The sequence below is a fragment of the Streptomyces longisporus genome (genome assembly GCF_039532765.1).
Classification (GTDB): Bacteria; Actinomycetota; Actinomycetes; order Streptomycetales; family Streptomycetaceae; genus Streptomyces; species Streptomyces longisporus.
The window spans coordinates 461,910-484,144 of the sequence record NZ_BAAASG010000009.1 but is presented as its reverse complement, the minus strand read 5'-3'; the positions used below and the strand labels follow the sequence as shown (position 1 = coordinate 484,144).

17 protein-coding genes and 1 pseudogene are annotated in these 22,235 nt (G+C 69.2%); 10 read left to right on the top strand and 8 right to left on the bottom strand.

The window, feature by feature from the left end:
- Window positions 1-11: 11 nt before the first annotated feature.
- The 4 genes and pseudogenes from ABD355_RS21090 to ABD355_RS21075 form a co-directional block, all read right to left on the bottom strand.
- Entirely contained in the window at window positions 12-260 is a 249-nt protein-coding gene (locus tag ABD355_RS21090) for a hypothetical protein (protein ID WP_344402045.1), read from the bottom strand.
- Window positions 233-1,603, bottom strand: coding sequence for a recombinase family protein (locus tag ABD355_RS21085; RefSeq protein ID WP_344402044.1), 1,371 nt, complete (start codon window positions 1,601-1,603; stop codon window positions 233-235). The genes ABD355_RS21090 and ABD355_RS21085 overlap by 28 nt, the downstream gene beginning before the upstream one ends.
- A gap of 70 nt (window positions 1,604-1,673) precedes the next feature.
- Window positions 1,674-2,114 (bottom strand): annotated as a pseudogene (gene rsgA, locus ABD355_RS21080) (GTPase RsgA); the annotation flags it as partial.
- 231 nt (window positions 2,115-2,345) lie between these two features.
- Complete coding sequence (locus ABD355_RS21075; protein ID WP_344402043.1) at window positions 2,346-3,362, bottom strand: LacI family DNA-binding transcriptional regulator; 1,017 nt, start codon at window positions 3,360-3,362, stop codon at window positions 2,346-2,348.
- 144 nt (window positions 3,363-3,506) lie between these two features.
- Here ABD355_RS21075 and ABD355_RS21070 point away from each other — a divergent pair, with 144 nt between their 5' ends.
- The 3 genes from ABD355_RS21070 to ABD355_RS21060 are packed head-to-tail and all read left to right on the top strand — an operon-like array spanning window position 3,507 to window position 6,385.
- On the top strand, window positions 3,507-4,313 hold the full coding sequence (locus ABD355_RS21070; RefSeq protein ID WP_344402042.1) for an ATP-binding cassette domain-containing protein: 807 nt from the start codon (window positions 3,507-3,509) through the stop codon (window positions 4,311-4,313).
- The gene (locus ABD355_RS21065) at window positions 4,310-5,374 is read left to right on the top strand and encodes an ABC transporter permease (RefSeq protein WP_344402041.1); all 1,065 of its coding nucleotides are present in this window, start codon (window positions 4,310-4,312) and stop codon (window positions 5,372-5,374) included. The genes ABD355_RS21070 and ABD355_RS21065 overlap by 4 nt, the downstream gene beginning before the upstream one ends.
- 12 nt (window positions 5,375-5,386) lie before the next feature.
- Window positions 5,387-6,385: an ABC transporter substrate-binding protein gene (locus ABD355_RS21060; protein WP_344402040.1), complete on the top strand. Its 999-nt coding sequence runs from the start codon at window positions 5,387-5,389 to the stop codon at window positions 6,383-6,385.
- A 74-nt stretch (window positions 6,386-6,459) separates the two neighbouring features.
- Here the strand turns inward: ABD355_RS21060 and ABD355_RS21055 are convergent, their stop codons facing one another.
- The 4 genes from ABD355_RS21055 to ABD355_RS21040 all read right to left on the bottom strand — a co-directional run bounded on the left by ABD355_RS21055 (window position 6,460) and on the right by ABD355_RS21040 (window position 11,290).
- On the bottom strand, window positions 6,460-7,935 hold the full coding sequence (locus ABD355_RS21055; RefSeq protein WP_344402039.1) for a cellulose binding domain-containing protein: 1,476 nt from the start codon (window positions 7,933-7,935) through the stop codon (window positions 6,460-6,462).
- Window positions 7,936-8,151: 216 nt separating this feature from the next.
- Entirely contained in the window at window positions 8,152-9,471 is a 1,320-nt protein-coding gene (locus ABD355_RS21050) for a radical SAM protein (protein WP_344402038.1), read from the bottom strand.
- A gap of 58 nt (window positions 9,472-9,529) precedes the next feature.
- Complete coding sequence (locus ABD355_RS21045; RefSeq protein ID WP_344402037.1) at window positions 9,530-10,192, bottom strand: pyridoxamine 5'-phosphate oxidase family protein; 663 nt, start codon at window positions 10,190-10,192, stop codon at window positions 9,530-9,532.
- A gap of 90 nt (window positions 10,193-10,282) precedes the next feature.
- Window positions 10,283-11,290: a hydroxyacid dehydrogenase gene (locus ABD355_RS21040; protein ID WP_344402036.1), complete on the bottom strand. Its 1,008-nt coding sequence runs from the start codon at window positions 11,288-11,290 to the stop codon at window positions 10,283-10,285.
- A gap of 110 nt (window positions 11,291-11,400) precedes the next feature.
- Here ABD355_RS21040 and ABD355_RS21035 point away from each other — a divergent pair, with 110 nt between their 5' ends.
- The 7 genes from ABD355_RS21035 (at window position 11,401) to ABD355_RS21005 (ending at window position 22,172) form a co-directional block, all read left to right on the top strand.
- Window positions 11,401-12,654, top strand: coding sequence for an FAD-binding protein (locus tag ABD355_RS21035; protein ID WP_344402035.1), 1,254 nt, complete (start codon window positions 11,401-11,403; stop codon window positions 12,652-12,654).
- 127 nt (window positions 12,655-12,781) lie between these two features.
- Entirely contained in the window at window positions 12,782-14,026 is a 1,245-nt protein-coding gene (locus ABD355_RS21030) for an ROK family transcriptional regulator (RefSeq protein ID WP_344402034.1), read from the top strand.
- An 11-nt stretch (window positions 14,027-14,037) separates the two neighbouring features.
- Window positions 14,038-15,882 carry a glycoside hydrolase gene (locus ABD355_RS21025; RefSeq protein ID WP_344402072.1) on the top strand — a complete coding sequence of 615 codons (1,845 nt, stop codon included), beginning with the start codon at window positions 14,038-14,040 and terminating at the stop codon, window positions 15,880-15,882.
- A 237-nt stretch (window positions 15,883-16,119) separates the two neighbouring features.
- Complete coding sequence (locus ABD355_RS21020; protein WP_344402033.1) at window positions 16,120-17,394, top strand: ABC transporter substrate-binding protein; 1,275 nt, start codon at window positions 16,120-16,122, stop codon at window positions 17,392-17,394.
- A gap of 20 nt (window positions 17,395-17,414) precedes the next feature.
- Entirely contained in the window at window positions 17,415-18,383 is a 969-nt protein-coding gene (locus ABD355_RS21015; RefSeq protein WP_344402032.1) for a carbohydrate ABC transporter permease, read from the top strand.
- Window positions 18,380-19,246, top strand: a complete 867-nt coding sequence (locus ABD355_RS21010) for a carbohydrate ABC transporter permease (protein ID WP_344402031.1) — start codon at window positions 18,380-18,382, stop codon at window positions 19,244-19,246. The genes ABD355_RS21015 and ABD355_RS21010 overlap by 4 nt, the downstream gene beginning before the upstream one ends.
- A 28-nt stretch (window positions 19,247-19,274) precedes the next feature.
- Window positions 19,275-22,172: a glycoside hydrolase family 2 TIM barrel-domain containing protein gene (locus tag ABD355_RS21005; protein WP_344402030.1), complete on the top strand. Its 2,898-nt coding sequence runs from the start codon at window positions 19,275-19,277 to the stop codon at window positions 22,170-22,172.
- The last annotated feature ends 63 nt before the right edge of the window (window positions 22,173-22,235 follow it).

The following is a 22,235-nucleotide window of genomic DNA, read 5'->3' as shown; positions in this document are numbered from 1 at the left end:
ACGCAAACGCATCACGCCACCCATTCAGGAACGATCCTGTCCATGATCGGGGTGTGGTCCCCTTGACGGCGAGCTGGAGTGATCGTCAGGGACTTCAGAACGCATCCGAGCAGCATGCGCCGGTCCGTCATCGTCGACTCCTGCCAAGCTTCCGCCAGGGCCTGTCCGTCTGCGAAGAAGATCGACAGGTCGGCTTCTCGCGCGAGCTCCGCAGCTTCGCTTTCGAGCGTGTCTATAACCGATGTCTGCTCAGCAGACACGAGCTTGAATCGGTCCTCGGCCAGCGTTCCCTCGACGTAGAAATCGTGCTCCAGCTTGTGGCGACGGGCCTTGGCGGCATCGAGCGCGGCCATGACGTCCTTCCTTCGCGTTTCCCTCTCGACGTCGTGGAGGACAGTCCAGCGCCGGACGATGGCGTCAAGGCCAGGATCTCGTACTCGAGTGCAGAGACGTGACTCAGCCACATCGCTTCGACGGCTGCGTCTATCCGCTCTGCTCGAACCACCACGCCGGCGCACACGTCCTTACCGTGCACAGTGCGCGTGCGGCACCTGTACATGCGGCCTCGATTACCGCCGCTACCAGTCATCGACCCCTTGCAGCGCGGGCAAGTAAGGACACCGCCCAAGAACGTGGTGTGCGGGCGCCTTCCTCGCGACCCTCCTCCGACCTTGGCGACACGTTCGTCGATCAGAGCAAGAATCCGCAAGCGCTCCCCCGGCGTCACGACGCCTTTCCCGATGACCACCGGGTTCCCCTCAACGTCCCGAACCGGTTCATCCGTGGGCACCCAGATGTCCAGCGGCTGGTCGAACTCGTCGTACAGCCTGTTCTTCTCCGGTAGAAGGCCAGCCCAAGCGGTAGAGCGGACCATGCGGGTGATCGCACGCGCATCCCAGCGGGCGCCATCGCGGGTCTTGATTCCCTCACCGTTGAGCATGTGCGCCACGCGCATCGCCGAGCGCCCGAGCAAGAGGGCATCTGCGATCCGCCGCGCATGGGGGTATTCGGACGGATCCGGCTCTATCCGCCCCGATCCCTTGGGCGACCGGACGCCGTACGGTGTTCGACCTCCTGGCCACTTTCCCGCCGTACGTGCGGCGGTCTTACCTGTGGTCACCCGCAGGGTGAGGTCCTTGATCTCCTCGCGAGCCCGCTCAGCCAAGATGGCGAAGACGATGCGGGTGCCCTGTTGGCTGGAGTCCAGGTTCTCCTGAAGGACGTAGAGGCGAGCCCTGCGCCGATCGAATTCGTCCAGGGCGCTGCCAATTGCAGCCATACCTCGTCGATCGAAACGGTCCGTCTTCCACACCGCCAGCGTCTTGACCTCGCCGGCGATGACCGCGTCCATCGCACCTTCGAGCTTCACGCGCCGAACATGTGCCTTGGAGGCGCTGCGCTGCTCCAGCCACACCTTGCGCACAGTGAGTCCCTGCCGGTCCATCTCTCGGCGGAGGTCGCGGGCGTGCTGCTTGAGCGTCTCGACCGTTTCCCGCTTCTTGCTACGGCGGAGGTAGAGATCAGCCAGGTCGTCCGGCCGCTTGCCCGCCACTTCCTCGGGAGTCGCGTCCCGGAACTCCTCTGCCACCTTCTGCTTCGCCATATTTCCCTCCTACAACACAGATCCGGCCGCTCCAAACGGCATCTGTGCAGGTGAGGGCTGCGCTGTATTAGGCGGCGCTCTCCCAGGCCAGGGCCAGGAAGCGTTCGATGCGCCCGAGGTCGAGTTCGACGGCCAGGGACACGGCGACGATCGCGTGGTCGACGTTGGCGGCGAGGATCTGCCCCTCGGACCGCTTGGAGGAGGTGGAGCGCACGAAGGCGGTACGGCGCGGCAGATACGTCCGTACGTAGCGCGGATTGCCGCCGGGTTCGACGGCGACCCAGTCGCCGGTGCACACGACCCGCATCGGGTCGTGCGGGGTGACGAACGCGGTGTCGGCCCGCAGGACGCCGTCGGCGGTGACGACGTCGCACTGGCCGCGGTCGACCCGGATCACACGTCCGGGCAGGAGCCCCTCGGGCTCGTGGGGGGCGAACGCGTCCGCCCATGCCTCGTCCCAGCCGTAGGGAGCGAGGGCGGAGAAAACAGGGGAAGCCGAGCTGGAAGTCAAGGGTGACCCTTCACAAGGGTGGCCTCGGCGAAAGGAGTTGAGGTCAGCCGACGGCCACGGAGGTGGACTTGATGATCTGGATGCGGGCAGCGCTCGTCGCAAAGACAGCCATCGGTCAACACCTCCCGGTTCCGCACTCGTTCGACAGCGGCGGCCACCGGCCACCGCTCCACGCCCGCTCACCCTAGAGCGGTACGTCCGCCGGGCGCCACGGAATATTCGAGGAACCGCTCAGTCCCTCCGTCCGGCGTAGGGCCCCGGCACCTCCCCCGACCCCCGTCTGATCAGTTCCGTCGGCATGACGAGGGTGCGGGGCGGCGAGGTGTCCCCCTGGATGCGGGCGAACAGGAGGTGGGCGGCCGTGGTGGCGAGTGCGACGGGATCCTGGGCGATGACGGTGACGGGCGGTGTCAGCCGCTCGGCCAGCGGGAAGTCGTCGAAAGCGATGAAGGCGATCCGGGGCGGCAGGACGGTCAGCGCGCCGAAGGCGAGGTGCTCGTTGTCGGCGAGCAGGGCGGTGGGCGGCTCGGCGGAGGCGAGCAGGGCCGTGACGGCCTCGACGACGGACGGCGCCGAGCGCAGACCGTGCCGGACGAGCCCGGGGTCGGCGGCGATGCCCGCGCCCTGAAGTGCCGTCCGGTAGCCCTGGTGGCGCTCGCCGTTGGTCCAGATGTCCTGCCGGCCACCGAGGTAGCCGATACGGCGGTGGCCGTGCGCGATCAGGTGCCGTACGGCCTCCTCGACCGCGGCGCGGTTGTCCACCACCACGGCGTCCGCGTCCAGGCCGGGTGCCGCCCGGTCCACGCACACGATCTTGGTGCCCTGCGCCTGGGCCGGGCGCAGGAAACGGTGGCTGCCCGCGGCCGGGGTGAGGATGAGGCCGTCGACCCGGCGGGCGGTGAAGGCGGCGACGACCTCGCGCTCGCGGCGCGGGTCGGCGCGGCTGGAGCCGATCAGCACCACGCTGCCGCGGCGGCGGGCGACGTCCTCGGCGGCGGAGGCGACGGCGGCCATGAAGGGATCGGCAACGTTGTCGACCAACAGGCCTATCGTCCGGCTGGGTTGGTCCGCGCGGCGCAGCTGACGTGCCAGCTCGTCGCGCTGGTAGCCCAGTTTGCGGACGGCGGCCTCGACTCTCGCGGCGGTCCGCGGTGCCACGCTCCCCGCGCCGTTGACCACCCGGGACACCGTCATCGCGCTGACGCCCGCCTCGGCGGCGACGTCCTTCATCGTGGGGCGGCCGACCACGCCGCAGTCCTCCTCGGCAGTCGGGCGGGCAGCTCCGGGCCGCTGTGCAACCTCTTGGGAACAGGTCACACACGACCCTTGACGCCCACCCATGGGGCTCCCAGAATCGACGAACTGTTAACGATACCAACGCGAAGGCACAACATGGCCTCTGCAAGGGAACCACTTCTCGCGGCGCACGGCGTGGTCAAGCGTTTCGGTCACGTCCAGGCGCTGCAGGGCGCCGACTTCACGGCGTACGCGGGCGAGGTCGTCGCCCTGATCGGCGACAACGGCGCAGGAAAGTCGACTCTGGTGAACGTCCTGTCGGGAGTGCTCGCACCCGACGAGGGCGAAGTGCGCGTGGAGGGGCGGCCGGTTCGGTTCAGCGGCCCGATGGAGGCTCAGCGGCACGGACTTGAGACCGTCTACCAGGATCTGTCGCTCGCTCCGGATCTGGATGCGGCGGCCAATCTGTATCTGGGCAGGGAGGTCGTGCGCGGCGGGCTGCTCGGCCGCCTGGGGGTGCTCGACCGGCCCGCGATGCGACGGGAGGCGGTCAAGGCGTTCGCGGAGCTGGGCGTGGAACTGAAAGATGTGACCGCTCCCGTGACAACGTTGTCCGGCGGTCAACGGCAGTCGGTGGCCGTGGCGCGTGCGGTCGCGTTCGCGAACAAGGTCATCTTCATGGACGAGCCGACGGCCGCTCTTGGGGTGGTGCAGCGCGCCCGGGTCCTGGAGACCGTGCGCAGGGTCGCCGACCGGGGCATCTGTGTCGTGCTGATCAGTCACAACATGCCCGAGGTGCTTTCGGTCTCGGACCGGGTGGAGGTGCTGCGGCTCGGGCGCCGGGTCGCCTCGTTCACCGCGGCGGACACGACGATCGAGGAACTGGTCGGGGCCATGACCGGCTCGCTGGACGAACCGGCCCCGCAGAACGGGTCCTTGAGGAAAGCGGAGGACGGGCGATGACCGCCGACAGCAAGGAAGTCCGGCCGGCCGCGGCACAGCAGCAGGCCCCGCCCGCGCCGGACGGTGCGGGCAGGACCGTACCCGACTGGCTGCGGCGGGCGGCCGGGATCAGCGAACTGTGGACCTTCGTGATCCTCGTGGTGCTGGTTCTGTTCTTCACCATCGCCGCACCGGGCAAGTTCTTCACGCAGTACGACCTCACGCAGATCGCCGTGAACGCGGCCATCTATCTGGTGCTGGGCGTCGGCATGACCTTCGTGATCATCACGGCGGGGATCGATCTGTCGATCGGTTCGGTGCTGGTGCTGTCCGCGGTGGCCGCCGGCGAGTACAACATCCACCACGGCGGGCCGGACGCCGGCTGGGGCACGGTCGCGGTCTGTGCGGTCATCGCCCTTGCGGTGGGGGCCGGTTGGGGTGTGCTGCAGGGCGCGGTGGTGGCGACCGGGAAGGTGCCGCCGCTGATCGTGACGCTCGGCGGTCTGGGAGCGGCGCTGGGGATCGCCGAACTCGCCACCGGCGGCCAGGACCCGGCGGGTGCGGCGGCCACGCATCTGCAGAACAGCCTCGGCTTCGGCAAGGTGCTCGGCATTCCCTGGATGGTGGTCCTGGCCGCGGTGGTGACGGCCGTGTTCGGGCTGGTGCTGGGCGCGACGAAGTTCGGCACGCACACCTTGGCGATCGGCTCCAATCCGACCGCCGTACGGCGTGCGGGAATCGGAGTCGGCCGGCACCTGGTGAAGGTGTACGGGCTGATGGGCCTGCTGGCCGGGCTCGGCGCGGTGATGTGGCTGGCCTCGTACGGCACCACGTCGATCGCCGGGCACTCCACCGACAACCTGAAGGTGATCACGGCCGTGGTGCTCGGCGGCACCAGCCTCTTCGGCGGGCGCGGCTCGGTGCTGGGCACCGTGATCGGTGTGTTCATCCCGGCCGTGCTCACCACCGGGCTGATCGTCATCGGCGTTCAGCAGTACTGGCAGGACGTCGCGGTGGGCGTGGTGCTCGTCGCGGCCGTCTACGTCGACCAGATGCGCAGGAAGACCCGAGAGCAAGCTTAAGGAGATGTCTCGATGTTGAGCATTCGCAGCAGGCGCAGCGCACTGGTCGCCGCGGGCACCGTACTGGCCCTCACCGGGGCCGCCGCGTGCAGTTCGTCCAGCGGTGGCGGGTCGGGGTCGTCGGGTGGGGCCGCGCACAAGAAGGTGCGGCTGATCACCGGCGTGAAGAGCGATCCCTTCTACATCACCATGACCTGCGCGGCGCAGACGGAGGCCAGGGCCAAGGGCATGGACTTCAGCGCGGACGGTTCCGCGCAGTGGGACGTGTCGGTGCAGCGGCCGCTCCTGGACTCGGTGGCGGCCTCCCGGCCGGACGGGCTGATGATCTCGCCGGTGGACACCAGCGCGCTCACGCCGTCGCTCAAGCAGATCCAGTCGGCGGGCACCAAGGTCGCGCTGGTCGACACCACGGTCACCGACGACTCGATCGGCATCACCCGTATCTCCTCGGACAACGAGAAGGGCGGCCGGGTCGCCGCCGACGCGCTCGCCAAGCTGATGGGTGAGAAGGGCTCGGCCATCGTGATCAGCGTCAAGCCCGGTGTCTCCACGACCGACGCCCGGATCAAGGGGTTCACGGAGGAGATGAAGAAGTACCCCAAGATCAAGATGCTGCCCACGCTCTACGACAACGACCTGCCGGCGACGGCCGCCTCGCAGATCCAGTCGACGCTGGCGGCCCACCCCGACCTGGGCGGTGTCTTCGCGGGCAACACCAACACCGGCCAGGGCATCGCCACCGGCCTCAAGCAGGCCGGCAAGCAGGGCGCGGTGAAGGTCGCCGCCTTCGACGCCGAACCCGACGAGGTGGCCTCGCTCAAGGCCGGCACGCTGCAGGTCCTCGTCGCCCAGGACCCGGCGGCGATCGGCAGGGAGGCCGTCGACCAGCTGGCGGCCGCCTTCGAGGGCAAGAGCGTCCAGAAGTCGATCGGCACCGACATGGTCGCCATCACGAAGGCGAACATGAACGACCCGTCGGTCAGCAAGTACTTCTACAAGTCGGGCTGCTGACCGAGCGTCGTCGAACGACCGGGTGACCCTGTCGGGTTCACCCGGTCGCGGCGCCTGTCAGAGGCCGTACGAGATCAACTCTTCGCGCAGTCCAGCCCGTTGAGGGTGAAGTCGTACGGAGAGGAGTTCCTGCCCTGCCAGGATCCGAGGAAGCCGAAGGTGATCTTGCCGTGTGCGGGGACGGCCTTGTTGTAGTCGGCGGCGGTCGCGGTGACCCGGGAGCCGTTCTGGGAGACGCTCGCGTCCCACATCTGGCCGACCTTCTGGCCGTCCCGGAAGGACCAGGCGACGCGCCAGGTGTCGAGGGCGGCGGCGGTGGTGACGGTGACCGTGGCCTGGAAGCCGTCGGTCCACTGGGTGTCCAGGTGGTAGGCGACCTTGCAGGTGGCGGGCGCGCTGGTGCCGGGATCCGGGGCGCTGCTCTGCGTGGTGTCGGAGGTGCCCTGGGGTTCCGGGTCGGAGTGCTTGGCCCCCTCGGGTTTCGTCGGGGTGGCGGAGGGGCTCGGGGAGGCGCTCTTCGGTGTCGGGGTGGCCGACGGCAGGGACGGGCGCGGGGCCGCCACCGGGCTGCTGTCGGTCGGTGCGTCGCTGCCGGCGGCCTCGTTGTCGCTGCCGCCGAACGGCATCATCGACGTGGCCAGCGCCAGCAGCGACACCATGACGGCGGCCACCAGCAGCCCGCCCCGGACGACACGTGCGCGGTCGATGACGGCCTTCGGTTCACCGCTCTGCCCATCTGCCGCCTCCGGTCGCCCCACACCGAGGCGCACCTCGGCGGCCCGGCGGCGGCGCTCCAGATAGGCGAGGCCGCCCCAGCCGATGACACCGCCGGCGAGGGCCGCGGGCAGCCCGCCGCCCTGGGGACGCAGACAGGCGGCGGCCTCCGCGCAGTCCACGCAGGTGGCGAGGTGCCGAGAGAGGTCCGGCGGGATGTCGGCGGCGGGCGACCTGGTGATCGCGTCGAGGAGGCGCGCATAGCTGCGGCACCGCGCGTCCATCGGCGTGTCGAGGTGGTTGCGGTGGCAGCGGTCCCTGAACAGGCCCCGCACCTGGTCGAGTTCCTCGCCGACGAGGGCCGGGTCGAGGCCGAGCCGGCGGGCCACCACGGACCGGGGCAACGACTCCACCTCGGACAGCCACAGCAGCGCCGCATCCGCCTCCTGGAGGTCGCGCAGACCGCGCAGGGCGATCGGGCGGCGCAGCGGGGGGCCGGTATAGCGGGCGGCCTTCTCCGAGTTGAGCCACAGACGCAGATCGGGATCGAGGTCCTGGCCCTGTCCGTCGGCCTCCCAGGCGGCCGCCGTGGTGCGTACGGCGGTGAGCAACAGGGGGATCACGGGGAGCCGGGGCGAGCGGCGGCCGTTGCTCCGGGCGCCCCCGGTCTCGGCGGCGCGGACCTCGCGGATACCGAGCGCGAACGCCTCCGTGGCCAGCTGAGTGGCCGCGGTGGCGCCGGCCGTGCACAGATCGGCGTAGGAAAGCACCGCGTCCCAGCACTCGGAGAACAGCGCGGCTTCGGCGGCGTCCTTCGGGTTCGGCAGGTCGGGCATGAGTCTCCTGCATCCACAAGCGAGGTCAACTCACCAATTTCGGCGAAGGAGTTGGGGGGAACCTCGCGGCAGGACAGGAGCCTTTCACGTTTTCGACACAACTGACAAGCGCTGTGTTCAGTTGCCCTGGCAGAACCCGTGAACCGGCCGGAGGACACAACTCCGGCCTCATGTACGGACGGGGACCCGTTTTTACTCAAGGCCCCCGTCCGTCACTCACACCTCGGCCGCCTCCTGCGCCGGGAGACTGTCCATGAACGAGCTGACGGAGAACACCGCGCGGCCGGGTCCGGGCGGGCCGTATCCGGGCGGGGAGGAGAGGCCGAAGTCGTCCATCGTCTGGCGATAGGCCTGCAGCAACCGGATGTGGTACTCCAGCGGGGCACCCTGCGGGTTGGCCTTGCCGAGCGGGGTGGTGGGCTCGGGGCACCAGGTGGTGAAGCGGGGCGTGATGCCGTGCGACATGAAGAAGCGCAGGCCCTCGGTGGTGGACTCGATGGCCTCGTCGACCGTCTTGAACCCGAAGGGCTCGGCCATCTCCACGCCCGCCACGAAGTTGGGGATGACATTGCGCGCGCCGAAGATCTCCGCCGAGTCGAGGATCCGCCTGTGCCACTCGTCGCGGCCGACGTAGCGCTCCTTGCCCGGGCAGTACATCTTGAACAGATACTCGTCCCACACCTCGTAGTTGGGGTGGTAGATCTGCACGCCGTAGTCCTTGAACCGCTGCACGTCGTCCTTGGGCAGCGCCTGGGCGACGACCTTGCCGATCCAGCGGCCCGGGAAGTGGTCCTCGATGGCCTTGGCGTACATGCCGTAGAAGTCGGCCTCGTCACGGCCCTGGAGCCTGGAGGTGATGGCGCCGCCGGTGAGGGTGTAGGCGGTCGAGGCCTTCGCCGTGTCGTAACGGTTGATGATCTCCAGCGCCTCCAGGACCTCGTCGACGTCCTTCACACCGGTGTACGGCCGCCCGGCCGCCTTGTGCTGGCGCCAGTTGTGGTTGATGTCGCAGTACTGGCACTCCTCCTTGGCGCCGAAGTACTGGCAGACCCGGAAGACGGTCAGGTAGATCAGATAGCCCCACTGGATGGTCGGGGCCACCTCCATGACCGACTTCCCGTTGGACAGGGTGTGCCGGTAGTACTCCGGCATCGGCGGCACACCCACGTCCGCGATGCGCTTGCCGTCGAGGTAGAGCCCGAGCACCCCCTCGTCGTCGGCGGCGACGCGGTAGGGCGAGGTGGGGTTCACTCGCACGGAGACGACGGTACGGCGCAGGTCGTAGGGGCCGCCGGTGAGGATGATCTCCTCCGGGGGACGCCTCAGCGCGGCCTCGCCCAGTTCCGGCAGGGTGCCGTGGTCGAAGGAGAAGATGAAGTACGACTTCGGCTTGACCTCGCCGGACTCGTTGTCGCTGAGCGCGGACGGGTCGAAGGCCACGCCTCCACGCAGCAGGTCCTCCTTGAAGACGGCTTCCCGCGGGACATGCGGGAAACGCTCCATCAGATCCTCGACCAGTGCGGTACGGCTGCCCATCCCGACTCTCCTTCCGGCTCAGGCGTTCGACTCCTCACGGTATGCCCTGGGACCCGCGTCAGCCGTGCCGGGTCCCCCCGCGCCGCGCGATGTGCCCTGGTACGGGCATGCCCGGTGAAAGCAGCGGGTCGGGGACGGGGGTGCCCCAGGCCGAGGTCAGCGGGAGGGTTCCGGCCCACAGGCCCAGCTGCGCGTCGGGTCCGTCGCCGTCGTCGGGGGCGCCCGTGCGGATCTTGACCGAGGCCTCTTCGAGGGACAGGGCGAGCAGGGTGGTGGCCGCGAGTTCCCTGCGGTTGGGCAGCCGGGCGTACGACCACTGGCCCGGCGCCGCGTGCTCGGTGAGCCGGCGCAGGCCCTCCAGCTTCTCCTCGGGGTCGGTGACCTTGCGGGCCTCGCCGTGGATCATCGCGCTGCGGTAGTTGACGCCGTGCTCGAAGACCGAGCGGGCGAGGACCAGGCCGTCCACGTGCGTGACGGTGACACAGACCGGGGTGCCGCCGGCGAGGCTGCGGCTGGCGACCGAGCCGTGGAGGTACAGCTGCCGCTCGTCCCGCCCGTAGACCGTGGGCACGACCAGCGACCGCCCCTCGACCACCACACCCAGATGACAGACGAACCCCGCGTCGAGGATGGCGTCGAGATCGGCCCGGTCGAGGCTGCCCTGCTCGCGCAGACGGCGGTGTCGGGTGAGGGGGGTCTCGGGGAGCGGTTCGAGCGTCATACGCATGGACGCTACTGATATCGCAGCCACTGCGCCAGATATTTACGGATAGCCAAGTCATACAGGTGTTGAGCTACGAATTCCGCAGTGTCACGCTTCCCGCTCCAGCGCCCGGGGGTCGACCGGATGGGCCGGCTCCCCACCGGCCAGTAGACGTGCGGCTTCCTCCGCGACCGTCATGCCGAGGCGGGACAGCTCGTTGCCCTGGGAGCCCGCGAGGTGCGGGGTGACGAAGGCGCCCGGGAGGTCGTAGAGGGGGGAGTCCGCGGGGAGGGGCTCGGGGTCGGTGACGTCGAGGACGGCGTTCAGACGGCCGGTGCGGACCTCGTCGACCAGGGCCTCGTGGTCGACGAGGCCGCCGCGCGCGGTGTTGATCAGGGTCGCCCCGTCCGGCATCAGGGCGAGTTCCCTGCGCCCGATCAGGTGGTGGGTCTGAGGGGTCTCGGGCGCGTGGATCGTGACGATGTGCGAGGTGCGCAGAAGGTCGTCCAACGGCAGGAGCACCACGCCGAGTTCGGCAGCTCGCGGCTCGGTGACATACGGGTCGGTGAGGCTCACCCGCAGGTCGAAGGGGGCCAGCAACTCGATGACGCGGCGGCCGATGCGGGAGGCGCCGATCACGCCGACACGGCGGCCGTGGTTGCCGATGCCGGGGACGACACCCCAGCCGGGGTGGGCCCGTGTGGTGCGCAGGCGTTCCCGGGCGCCCAGGAGGTCCTTCCCGGCGAGCAGGATCATCGCGAGCGTGTACTCGGCGACCGGCAGCGCGTTGGCCGCGGCGGCCGAGGAGACCGCGATGCCGCGCCGCCAGACCTCGGGCGTGGTGAAACCCTTCACCGAGCCCGCCGAGTGCAGGACCGCGCGCAGTTTCGGGGCCGCGTCGAGGACGCCGGCGTCCAGGCGGGGGCAGCCCCAGCCGGTGACCAGGATCTCGGTGCGCGCGAGCACCTCCCGGACGCGCGGCCCGGCGAAGTCCTCGGCGATCAGGTCCGGATCGATGTCCACCGCCTCGCGCAGTCGCGCGAGGACCCTTGCGGGGAAGACGAGCGGCAGGTTCTCGGCGGTCATGGCGAACAGAGCCTGGGGACGCTCGGGCAAGGCGTGGGCCCTCCGGCTTCGGCGAGGAAGTTGTAGAAAACGCTCTCCACGGTAGGTCGCGGCAGATGAGAGGGTCAATGCACACGCACTCGCGGGAGGGACGACAGGGAATGACGGAAACGGTCACCAACTGGGCAGGCAACATCACCTATGCGGCAAAGGAGTTGCACCGCCCCCACTCGCTCGACGCGCTGAGGACCCTCGTGGCCGGCAGCGCGAAGGTCCGCGTCCTGGGCAGCGGCCACTCCTTCAACGAGATCGCCGAGCCGGGCCCCGAGGGCACCCTGCTCTCGATCGCCGGACTGCCGCCGGTGATCGACGTGGACACCACGGCCCGCACGGTACGGGTCTCGGGCGGCGTCCGGTACGCGGAACTGGCCCGCGTGGTGCACACGCACGGGCTCGCGCTGCCCAACATGGCGTCCCTGCCGCACATCTCCGTCGCCGGTTCGGTGGCGACCGGCACCCACGGCTCGGGGGTGACCAACGGATCGCTGGCGGCACCGGTGCGCGAGGTGGAGCTGGTCACGGCCGACGGCGACACGGTGCGGATCGGGCGGGGCGACGCACGCTTCGACGGCGCGGTCACCTCGCTGGGCGCGCTCGGCGTCGTGGTCGCCCTGGCCCTCGACCTGGAGCCGGCCTTCGAGGTCGAGCAGCATGTGTTCACCGAACTCCCCCTCGCCGGTCTGGACCCGCAGACGTTCGGGACGATCGCTTCGGCGGCGTACAGCGTGAGCCTGTTCACCGACTGGCGGGAGCCCGGCTTCCGGCAGGTGTGGCTCAAGCGGCGCACCGACCAGCCGCTCCCGGACTTCCCGTGGGCCGCGCCCGCCACCGAGAAGCTGCACCCCGTGCCGGGGATGCCGGCCGTGAACTGCACCGAACAGTTCGGGGTGCCCGGGCCGTGGCACGAGCGGTTGCCGCACTTCCGGGCGGAGTTCACGCCGAGCAGCGGGGCCGAGCTGCAGTCGGAGTATCTGCTGCCGAGGCAGCACGCCGTCGACGTGCTGCACGCCCTCGACGGGATCCGGGCCACGGTGGCCCCCGTGCTGCAGACCTGCGAGATACGCACGGTCGCCGCCGACCGGCAGTGGCTGAGCCCGGCGTACGGGCGGGACACCGTGGCGGCGCACTTCACCTGGGTCGAGGACACACAGGCCGTGCTGCCGGTGGTGCGGCGGCTGGAGGAGGCACTCGACCCGTTCGACGCCCGTCCGCACTGGGGCAAGGTCTTCACCACGCCTGCAACGGTGCTGCGCGGCCGCTACCCCCGGCTGGCCGACTTCCGGGCGCTTGCGCGGGCGCTGGACGGGGACGGAAAATTCGCCAACCCCTTCGTGCGGACCGTGCTGGGAGACTGAACCGCGAAGGGCTTTATAAACCCCCTTTCCTAACCCCTTGTCGAAAGTCCCCCGCAGGCCATAGCCTTGCGCAGCGCCGGTGCCGACGTGCCCGGTGCGCCTGGCCTGAAAGAACCGGGGGCGAGTTTTGAAGCGCACATCACGTGACATCCGCACCGCGAACCGCTACGAGGTGCTGCGCCAGATCATCGCCGCGTCTCCCACCTCCCGGCAGGAGCTGGCGGCCGCCACCGGACTGAGTCTTGCGACGGTCGCCACGCTCGTCGGCGAGCTGCTCGATCTGCGGATGATCACCGAGGTCGGGTTCGAGGACTCGGCGGGCGGCCGCCCCCGGGGTCTCGTGGCGGTCAATGCGTCGGGGGGCGCGTTGATCGGCGTCGACATCGCGGAGACGTACGTCCATGTCGAACTGTTCGACCTGGCGCTGAACGTCCTCGCCCGCGCCGAGGAGGACGTCCACCCCGGCGAGAGCCTCCCCGAGCAGCTGGTCGGCCATGTCGCCGCCGCCGTCGGCTCGGTGGTCACGCAGGCCGGCATCGAGGGTGCGCGGGTGCTGGGCGTGGGCGTGAGCGTGCCGGGGCAGGTGGACCGCGCCACCGGTGTCGCGGAGTACGCGCCGAACTGGGACTGGCACGACGTGCCGCTGCTCGACCTGCTCTCCGAGCACATCGCCTACCCCCTGTACCTGGACAACCCGCTGCGTGCCGTCGCGGTCGCCGAGCTGTGGTTCGGGGCCGCCCGCGGGCGCGGGGACGCCGTCGTGGTCACCCTCGGGACCGGCGTGGGCGCCGGGCTCGTCCTGGGCGGCGGGCTGCACCGCGGGATCAGCAACAGCGCCGGCGAGTGGGGCCACAACACGATCGTCCTGGACGGCCGGCTGTGCCACTGCGGCAACCACGGCTGTGTGGAGACGTATGTCGGAGCGCCCGGAATCATGCTGAACCTGCGGGAGTTGAGCCCCGGCAGCCCGCTGCTGCATCCGGAGGACCAGACGGCCACCATCGCCGCGCTGGCCCGGGGGATGCGCGAGCACGACCCGGTGGCGGTCAAGGTGGTCCGGGACACCGCCCGTTACCTCGGCGCCGGCATCGCCGACCTGGTCAACCTGTTCAACCCCGAAGTGGTCGTGCTCAGCAGCTGGGTCGCGGCCGCCCTCGGCGAGCCCCTGGTCACGGAGGTGCGCGAGGCCGTCGCCCGGCACGCGCTGCCGCGGCCGATGGCCGCCACCGAGATCGTCCTCTCCCCGATCCCCACCGACCCGGCGTGCCTGGGTGCGGCGACGTTCGCGCTGGAAGGCGCGCTGCAGTCCGTCGGGCAGAGGAATGCGAAACGCACCACCCCCGCGAGGAGCCGTACCGCACCACCTTCATGACGACGGAAGGGATGCACATGACTCACCCCCACCCCCGTAGATCCGCCCTGTTGACGGCCGCAGCCGCGCTCGCCGTCGCGGGCCCCCTGATATCCGCCCCGCCCTCCTCGGCCGCCACCCCCACGGCGGCCGAGGTCTCCCCGCACGCCGCCCAGACCATCGACGACATCGGTGCGTCGGGCGCCTGGTGGGTCAACGATCTGCAGCACTTCAAGCCCGAGGTGCAGGCCCGGGTCGCCGGTCTGCTGTTCTCCCAGCAGGGCCTCGCGCTCTCCTCGTACCGCTACAACATCGGCGGTGGCGGCGTCGCGGTCACCACCCCGGCCCGCGCCGCCCAGGACTTCCTGGGCCCCGACGGCTCGTACAACTGGAGCAGTGACAAAGGCGGCCGTACGTTCCTGAAGTACGCCGCGAAGTACGGCGTCAAGGACCTGATCGGCTTCGTCAACAGCGCGCCCGCGCGGTGGACGACCAACGGCCAGAGCTGCGGCGGCCAGTTGAAGGCGGGCAGCGAGCCGGACTTCGCCAAGTACGTGGCGGACGTGACCGACCACTTCGCCAAGGAGGGCGTGAACCTGGACTACATCAGTCCGTTCAACGAACCCGACAACGACTTCGGGGACTGCGGCCAGGAGGGCATGCAGGTCACCGTCGACCAACGCGACGACATCGTGCGCGCCTTGGGCGCGGAGCAGCGGGCCCGCAAGCAGCGGACGTCGATCATCGCCGACGAGTCCAGCAAGACCACCCAGTTCGTCGACGAGCTGCCGCAGTGGATCTCGCAGCCGGGGACCGCACAGTACGTGTCCGCGCTCGCCGACCACACCTACGACAACCCGAATGACGGCCAGCTGGGCAACGTCTACGAGACGTCGAGGACGGTCGGCAAGAAGTCCTGGGCCACCGAGATCTGCTGCTTCGGCAAGGGCGGCACGGGCTGGAACCAGGAGTACGACCCCACCATCGACAACGCCTTGCTGATGTCGCGGATCATCTACAAGGACTTCGCGAGCGCGCACGACTCGGCGTTCCAGTGGTGGGTGGCCCTGGCCAGCGGCTACGGCACCTCCCCCACCGAGCGCAACGACACGGGCTGGAACGACGGCCTGATCTACTACGACCCCGGCTACGCGACCAACGGCAACCAGAAGCTGTACTTCACCAAGCGGTACTACGCGCTCGGCCAGTACAGCAGGTTCGTGAGGCCGGGTTCGGTCGCGCACAACGTGACCGGGGCGCCGGACGGCGTCGAGGTGTCGTCGTACGACCGGAACGGCAAGTGGGTGGTGGTGGTCAACAACCACAACTCCACCGACACACCGCTGAGTTTGCACTTCAACAACAAGACGCCGGTGCGGGCCGCGCAGGCCGTGCGGACCTCGGCCACCGAGGACTGGGCGAACATCGCGAGGCCCACGGTGAGCGGCGGCACGGCGTCCACGACCCTCGCGGCCCGGTCCATCACGACGTACGTCTTCGACCAGAAGGGCCACGGCAGCTCGGCGATCACGGGTGCGCTGCAGGGCAAGCAGTCCGGCAAGTGCCTGACCGCCGGCGCGACCGGGGCCGCCATCAGCACGTGCACGGGCGGGACCGAGCAGTCGTGGTCGTACGACGGCAAGGGCGCCCTCAAGGGCCCGAACGGCTATCTCACGGCCGGGAGTTCGGGCCTGACGACGACCGCCGACTTCACCGGTGACGCAAGCCAGCGCTGGCTGCTGAACGCCAACGGCCAGATCCTCAGCGAGGCGTCCGGCAAGTGCCTGGACGTCAGCGGACAGGCGACCGCCGACGGCAGCAAAGTGATCCTGTACAGCTGCAACGGCGGCACCAACGAGGTCTGGAACAAGGCCTAGTCCCCCTGTACCGAGGGCCGCCGGCCACACCCTGACCCGGTGGCCCTCACCCCCGCTCCACCCCCATGTTCGGGATTCCGAACCGGATTTAACGCTTCGAACAGACTTCGTCCAACCCCTTGCCGAAGCCTTAGCCGAAGGTTAACGTCCCCGCACCACAACGCAATTCGAGCCACGTAGCAGCCAGGTGCGCTGGAGCCGTGGAGCCGCAGCCGCAATCGAGACAAGGACGTCAGCATGTCGGCAATGAGCAACAGCAACTTCTCCCGTCGGTCCATATTCCGGGCCGCCGCGGGCATGGCCGCCGCCGGCACGCTGGCCGCGTGCGGCAGCAACAACGGGCGTGGGGGCGGGTCGGGCGGGTCCGGTTCGGGCACGCCGCTCACCCAGTACTTCCACGCCTACGGCGAGGCGGGCACGGAGCAGGCCCTCAAGCGGTACGCGGCGGCCTACAAGAAGGCCAATGTCAGCACCAACTGGATCACGGGCAACAACTTCGAGTCCGCGCTCTTCGCGGCGCTGCTCACCTCGAAGGCGCCCGACGTGTTCGAGTTCCACCCCCAGCTGCAGCTCGTCAAGAGCGGCCAGGTGGCGGACCTGACCGACCTCATCGACCCGGTCAAGAGCGACTTCAACCCGAACGACATCAAGTCCCACACGGTCGACGGGAAGATCTACGGGATCCGGATGATCGACGACCCGCAGTTCTTCTACTACCGCAAGTCGATGCTGGAGAAGGCGAAGGTCGACGTCCCGACCACGCTCGACGAGCTGATCGAGGCCGCCGCCAAGCTCACCACCAGCAAGGTCAAGGGCGTCTTCCTCGGCAACGACTTCAGCGCGATCCAGAACCCCATCATCTGGTCCGCCGGCGCCGACACCATCAACGAGAAGAACGAGATCGCCTACCACACGGACGGTGTCGTCGAGGGCCTCAAGAAGCTTCGCACGCTGTGGACCAGCGGCAATGTGCTCATCGACGCCCCGACCGACTTCTGGGACCCCTCCTCGCTCAACCAGGGTCTGTGCGCCATCCAGTGGGGCGGCATGTGGTCCATGCCGGCCATGCAGAAGGCACTCGGCGACGACCTCGGCATCTTCCCGTTCCCGAAGATCGGCAGCGCGGGCAAGCTGTCCGTCTACAACGGCGGCTGGTCGATCTTCGTCAACGCCAAGGGCAAGAACGTCGAAGCGGCCAAGGAATACGTGAAGTGGCTGTGGATCGACCAGACGCAGTACCAGGAGGACTGGGCCACCTCGTACGGCTTCCACATCCCGCCGCGCACCTCGATCGCCAACAAGGCCGACAAGCTCAAGTCGGGCCTGCCCGCCGAGGGCGTCAAGCTCTTCACCGACTACGGCCACTTCGACAACATCGCCTACGACCAGACGATGCAGACCGCGTTCGCCGACGTCATCGCGTCCTCCGTCCGTAAGAACGGCAACCCCGAGGCGGCGCTCGACACCTGCGACAAGAAGGTCAACGTCGAGCTCAAGAAGCTGTTCGGATAGGCCGCCGGGAAGACCACGACATGTCGACCACCACCGCACGCGGGGTCGCCCAGCCCGCCCCGGCCAAGGCCTCCCCGGCCCGGCCGCGGCGGGGCCTGCGGGGCAACGCCACCGTCAACTTCTGGCTCTTCACCGGGCCCTTCCTGATCGGCCTGGCGATCTTCGTCTTCGTGCCGATCGTCTGGAGCATCTGGCTCAGCTTCTTCGACGCCCGCTACACCGTCACGCCGAGCCATTTCATCGGTTTCGACAACTACAAGCAGATCCTGACCAACAGCGAGTTTCCCGGCTCGCTGGTGACGTTCACCGTGTTCGCCGCGTTCATCGTGCCGACCACCTGGGCGCTGTCGCTCGGGCTCGCGCTGCTGGTCAACCGGCTGCGGTTCATGCGGGCGTTCTTCCGCTCGGTGTTCTTCCTGCCGACGGCCGTCTCCTACGTGGCCGCCGCCCTGATCTGGAAGATGTCCATCTTCAGCGGCGTCCGCTTCGGCCTCGCGAACACGGTCATCGGCTGGTTCGGCGCCGACACCATCGCCTGGATGTCCAACCCCACCCCGCCCTGGTACTGGCTGGTCATCGTGACCCTGCGGCTGTGGATCCAGTCCGGCTTCTACATGATCCTCTTCCTGGCGGCGCTGCAGAACATCCCGACCGAGCTGTACGAGGCCGCCGCCATCGACGGCGCGAAGAAGGGCTGGCAGACCTTCCGGTACATCACGCTGCCGCAGCTGCGCGCCACCTCGACCGCGGTGATCCTGCTGCTGCTCATCGCCGCGTACCAGGCGTTCGACGAGTTCTTCAACATCATCGGACAGAAGGCGACCTGGGCCCAGACACCGCTCATGGTGCTCTACAAATCGGCCCTCGGCACCAGCCAGGATTACGGCGCCGGCAGCGCTGGCGCGGTCATCCTGTCGCTGCTCATCTGCCTCGTCACCCTGATCCAGGGCAAGTTCATGGGCTTCGGAAGGGGGGACGAGTCCAAGTGACCACCACCGCACCGCAGATCGGCAAGCAGCGCAAGAAGGGCCGCGGCGTCTTCGGCAACACGGGGCTGTACATCGCCGTCGGCGTCGCCGCGCTGCTCTTCCTGATCCCGTTCTACCTGATCGTCCGCAACTCCCTCTCCACGGACCTGGAGATCACCGGCGAGAACTGGAAGGTGCTGCCCTCCTTCCAATGGGGCAACATCTCCGAGCTGTTCGACGACCCCACGGTCGACTTCGGCCGCTCCATGATCAACTCACTGGTGGTCGCCGTCCTGACCACCTTCGGCACCCTCCTGGTCTGCTCCCTGGCCGGCTACGGCCTGGCCCGCATCCCGTACAAGCACGCCAACAAGGTCTTCTACGCGGTCCTGGCGACCCTGATGGTCCCGACGGCCGTCACCTTCGTGCCCAGCTTCGTGCTGGTCTCGTCCCTCGGATGGGTGGACACCTACCGCGGTCTGATCATTCCGGGTCTGTTCAGCGGTTTCACCTGCTTCCTTTTCCGGCAGTACTTCCTCGGATTCCCGAAGGAGCTGGAGGAGGCGGCACGCGTGGACGGGCTCGGCTACTGGGGCGCGTACTGGCGGATCGTCGTGCCCAACTCGCTGAACTTCTTCGCGGCGATCGCCACGATCACGTTCATCAGCGCCTGGAACTCCTTCCTGTGGCCGCTGGTGATCGGCCAGGACCCGAGCTCCTGGACCGTCCAGATCGCGCTGTCCTCCTTCATGACCAACCAGACCGTGAACTTCCATCTGATCTTCATGGCCACCGCCATCTCCATCCTGCCCCTGATCTTCGTGTTCCTCTTCCTCCAGCGCTGGCTGGTCCAGGGGATCGCGCAGACCGGCATCAAGGGCTGACACCCGCAATCCCGAGACCTGGAGACCGATGACTTCCCGCACCACGGCCATCGACTACGTCGAGGACGTCTCCCCCGGCAGCGGCGCCCTCCCGCCTCGCGCCTGGTACGCGTCTTCGGACGCCAAGTCCCTGTCACTGAACGGCAGTTGGCGCCTGCGCGTATCGCCGACCATCGACGCCGAGGACGACTCGTTCGCCGAGCCCGGGTTCGACGCCGGCGGCTGGCCCGAGGTCACGGTCCCCGGCCACTGGGTCCTCCAGGGCGACGGCGCCTTCGGCCTGCCCATCTACACCAACCACCTCTACCCCTTCCCGGTCGACCCGCCGCACGTCCCGACGGAGAACCCGACCGGCGACCATCTGCGCGTCTTCGACCTGCCCGCGGACTGGCCGACCGACGGCGGGGCCGTCATCCGCTTCGACGGCGTCGAGTCCTGCGCCCGCGTCTGGCTGAACGGCACGGACATCGGCGAGTTCAAGGGCTCCCGGCTGCAGCACGAGTTCGCGGTCGGGCACCTGCTGAAGCCGAGCGGCAACGTGCTCGCCGTACGCGTGCACCAGTGGTCCGCGGGCTCCTACCTGGAGGACCAGGACCAGTGGTGGCTGCCCGGCATCTTCCGTGATGTGACGCTGCTGCACCGCCCGGCGGGCAGCGCCGCCGACTTCTTCGTGCACGCCTCCTACGACCACGTCACGGGCGAGGGCACCCTGCTCGTCGACTCCGACGTGGACGGGCGGGTGACCGTGCCCGCCCTGGACATCGATGTCGCCACGGGCGAACCGGTGACGGTCCCGGTCCAGGCATGGACGGCCGAGACGCCGAAGCTGTACGACGGCGAGCTGGTGACCGAGGGCGAGCGCGTCCCGCTGCGCATCGGCTTCCGGACCGTCGTCCTCGAGGACGGTCTGATCAAGGTCAACGGCAAGGCGGTCCTCTTCAAGGGCGTCAACCGCCACGAGTGGCACCCCGACAAGGGCCGTGCCCTGGACCTGGAGACCATGCGCGAGGACGTGCTGCTGATGAAGCGGCACAACGTCAACGCCGTCCGCACCTCCCACTACCCGCCGCACCCGGCCTTCCTCGACCTGTGCGACGAGTACGGTCTGTGGGTCATCGACGAGTGCGACCTTGAGACCCACGGCTTCACCGAGCAGGCCTGGCGGGACAACCCGGTCGACGACGACCGCTGGACCCCGGCCCTCCTCGACCGCGCGGCCCGCATGGTCGAGCGGGACAAGAACCACCCGTCGGTCGTCATCTGGTCGCTGGGCAACGAGGCCGGCACCGGGCGCGGCCTCACCGCCATGGCCGAGTGGATCCACGGCCGGGACGCCTCGCGCCTCGTACACTACGAGGGCGACTGGAACTCCCGTGACACGGACATGTACTCGCGGATGTACGCCTCCCACGCCGAGGTCGAGCAGATCGGCCAGGAGCTGGACGGAGGCACGCACAAGCGGCGCGGGCTCCCCTTCATCCTCTGCGAGTACGCGCACGCCATGGGCAACGGCCCCGGCGGACTCGCCGACTACCAGCGGCTGTTCGAGACGTACGAGCGGCTCCAGGGCGCCTTCGTGTGGGAGTGGATCGACCACGGCATCACCCACCCCGAGCTGGGTTACGCCTACGGCGGCGACTTCGGCGAGGAGCTGCACGACGGGAACTTCGTCTGCGACGGACTGCTGTTCCCGGACCGGACCCCGTCGCCGGGGCTCCTGGAGTTCAAGAAGGTCGTCGAGCCGGTGGGCATCGAGGGCTGGGGGTCCCCCCAAACGGAGTTTGGGGGAGGCTTTGCGGGCACTGTGCGGGTGACGAACAAGCAGGACTTCGCCGACCTGTCCGCCTTCGCGTTCGAGTGGTCCTACCAAGTGGACGGCGAGACCGTCGAGTCGGGCTCCCTGTCGGTGCCCGCGCTCGCCCCGGGCGAGTCGGGCGAGGTGAAGCTGCCCGAGCCGCCCGCCGACGGCAGTGGCGGCGAGACGCAGTGGACGGTGCGGGCCTCGCTCGCGACCGACACGGCGTGGGCGCCCAAGGGCCATCCGGTGGCGTGGGGGCAGTTCGCGGTGTCCGCTCGACAGTCGCCGAAGGTCGCGGCGACCGACGGGCCGGTCCTCGGCGAGCGTGTCATCACCCTGGGCCCGGCCTCCTTCGACGCCCGTACCGGTGCGCTGAGGACCATCGGCGGGGTCGCGGTGAACGGTCTGCGCCTCGACGTGTGGCGGGCGACCACCGACAACGACGAGGGCGCCGAATGGGTGACCGGCACCAGCTTCGCGGAGCTGTGGCGCAAGTACGGCCTGCACCGCATGCGGCACCGGCTGGACGGCGTGGAGATCGGCGACGATGCGCTGACCGTGCGGACCAGGGTGGCCCCCGCCGCCTGGGAGTTCGGTCTGGCGACCGTGTACCGCTGGACGTCCGACGGCAACCGGCTGAAGCTGACGGTCTCGGTGGGCCCGGAGGGTGAGTGGACGGTGCCGCTGCCGCGGCTCGGCGTCCGCTTCGGGCTGGACGCGAGCGCCGACCGTGTGCGCTGGTTCGGCGGCGGCCCCGGTGAGGGGTACGCGGACACCAAGTCGGCCTCTCAGCTCGGCCGTTGGGAGTCCACGGTCGACGGTCTGCAGACGCCGTACCTCCGCCCGCAGGAGAACGGCGCCCGCGCCGACGTCCGCTGGGCGGAGATCGGCGGGCTGCGCATCGAGGGCGACCCGGAGTTCTCCTTCAGCGCCCGGCGCTGGACCACCGAACAGCTGGACGCAGCCTCGCACCGCACCGACCTCACCCCCGGTGACACGGTCTGGGTCAACCTCGACCACGCGCTGCACGGCATCGGCACCGGGTCCTGCGGCCCGGGTGTGCTGCCGCAGTACGCCCTGCGCGCCGAGCCGGCCGAGTTCTCCTTCGTGTTCTCGGAGATCAGTTGACGGAAACGGGCATACGGTCCCCCGCGGCCGACCGGCTCTTCGGCCGGCCGGCCGCGGTCGCTT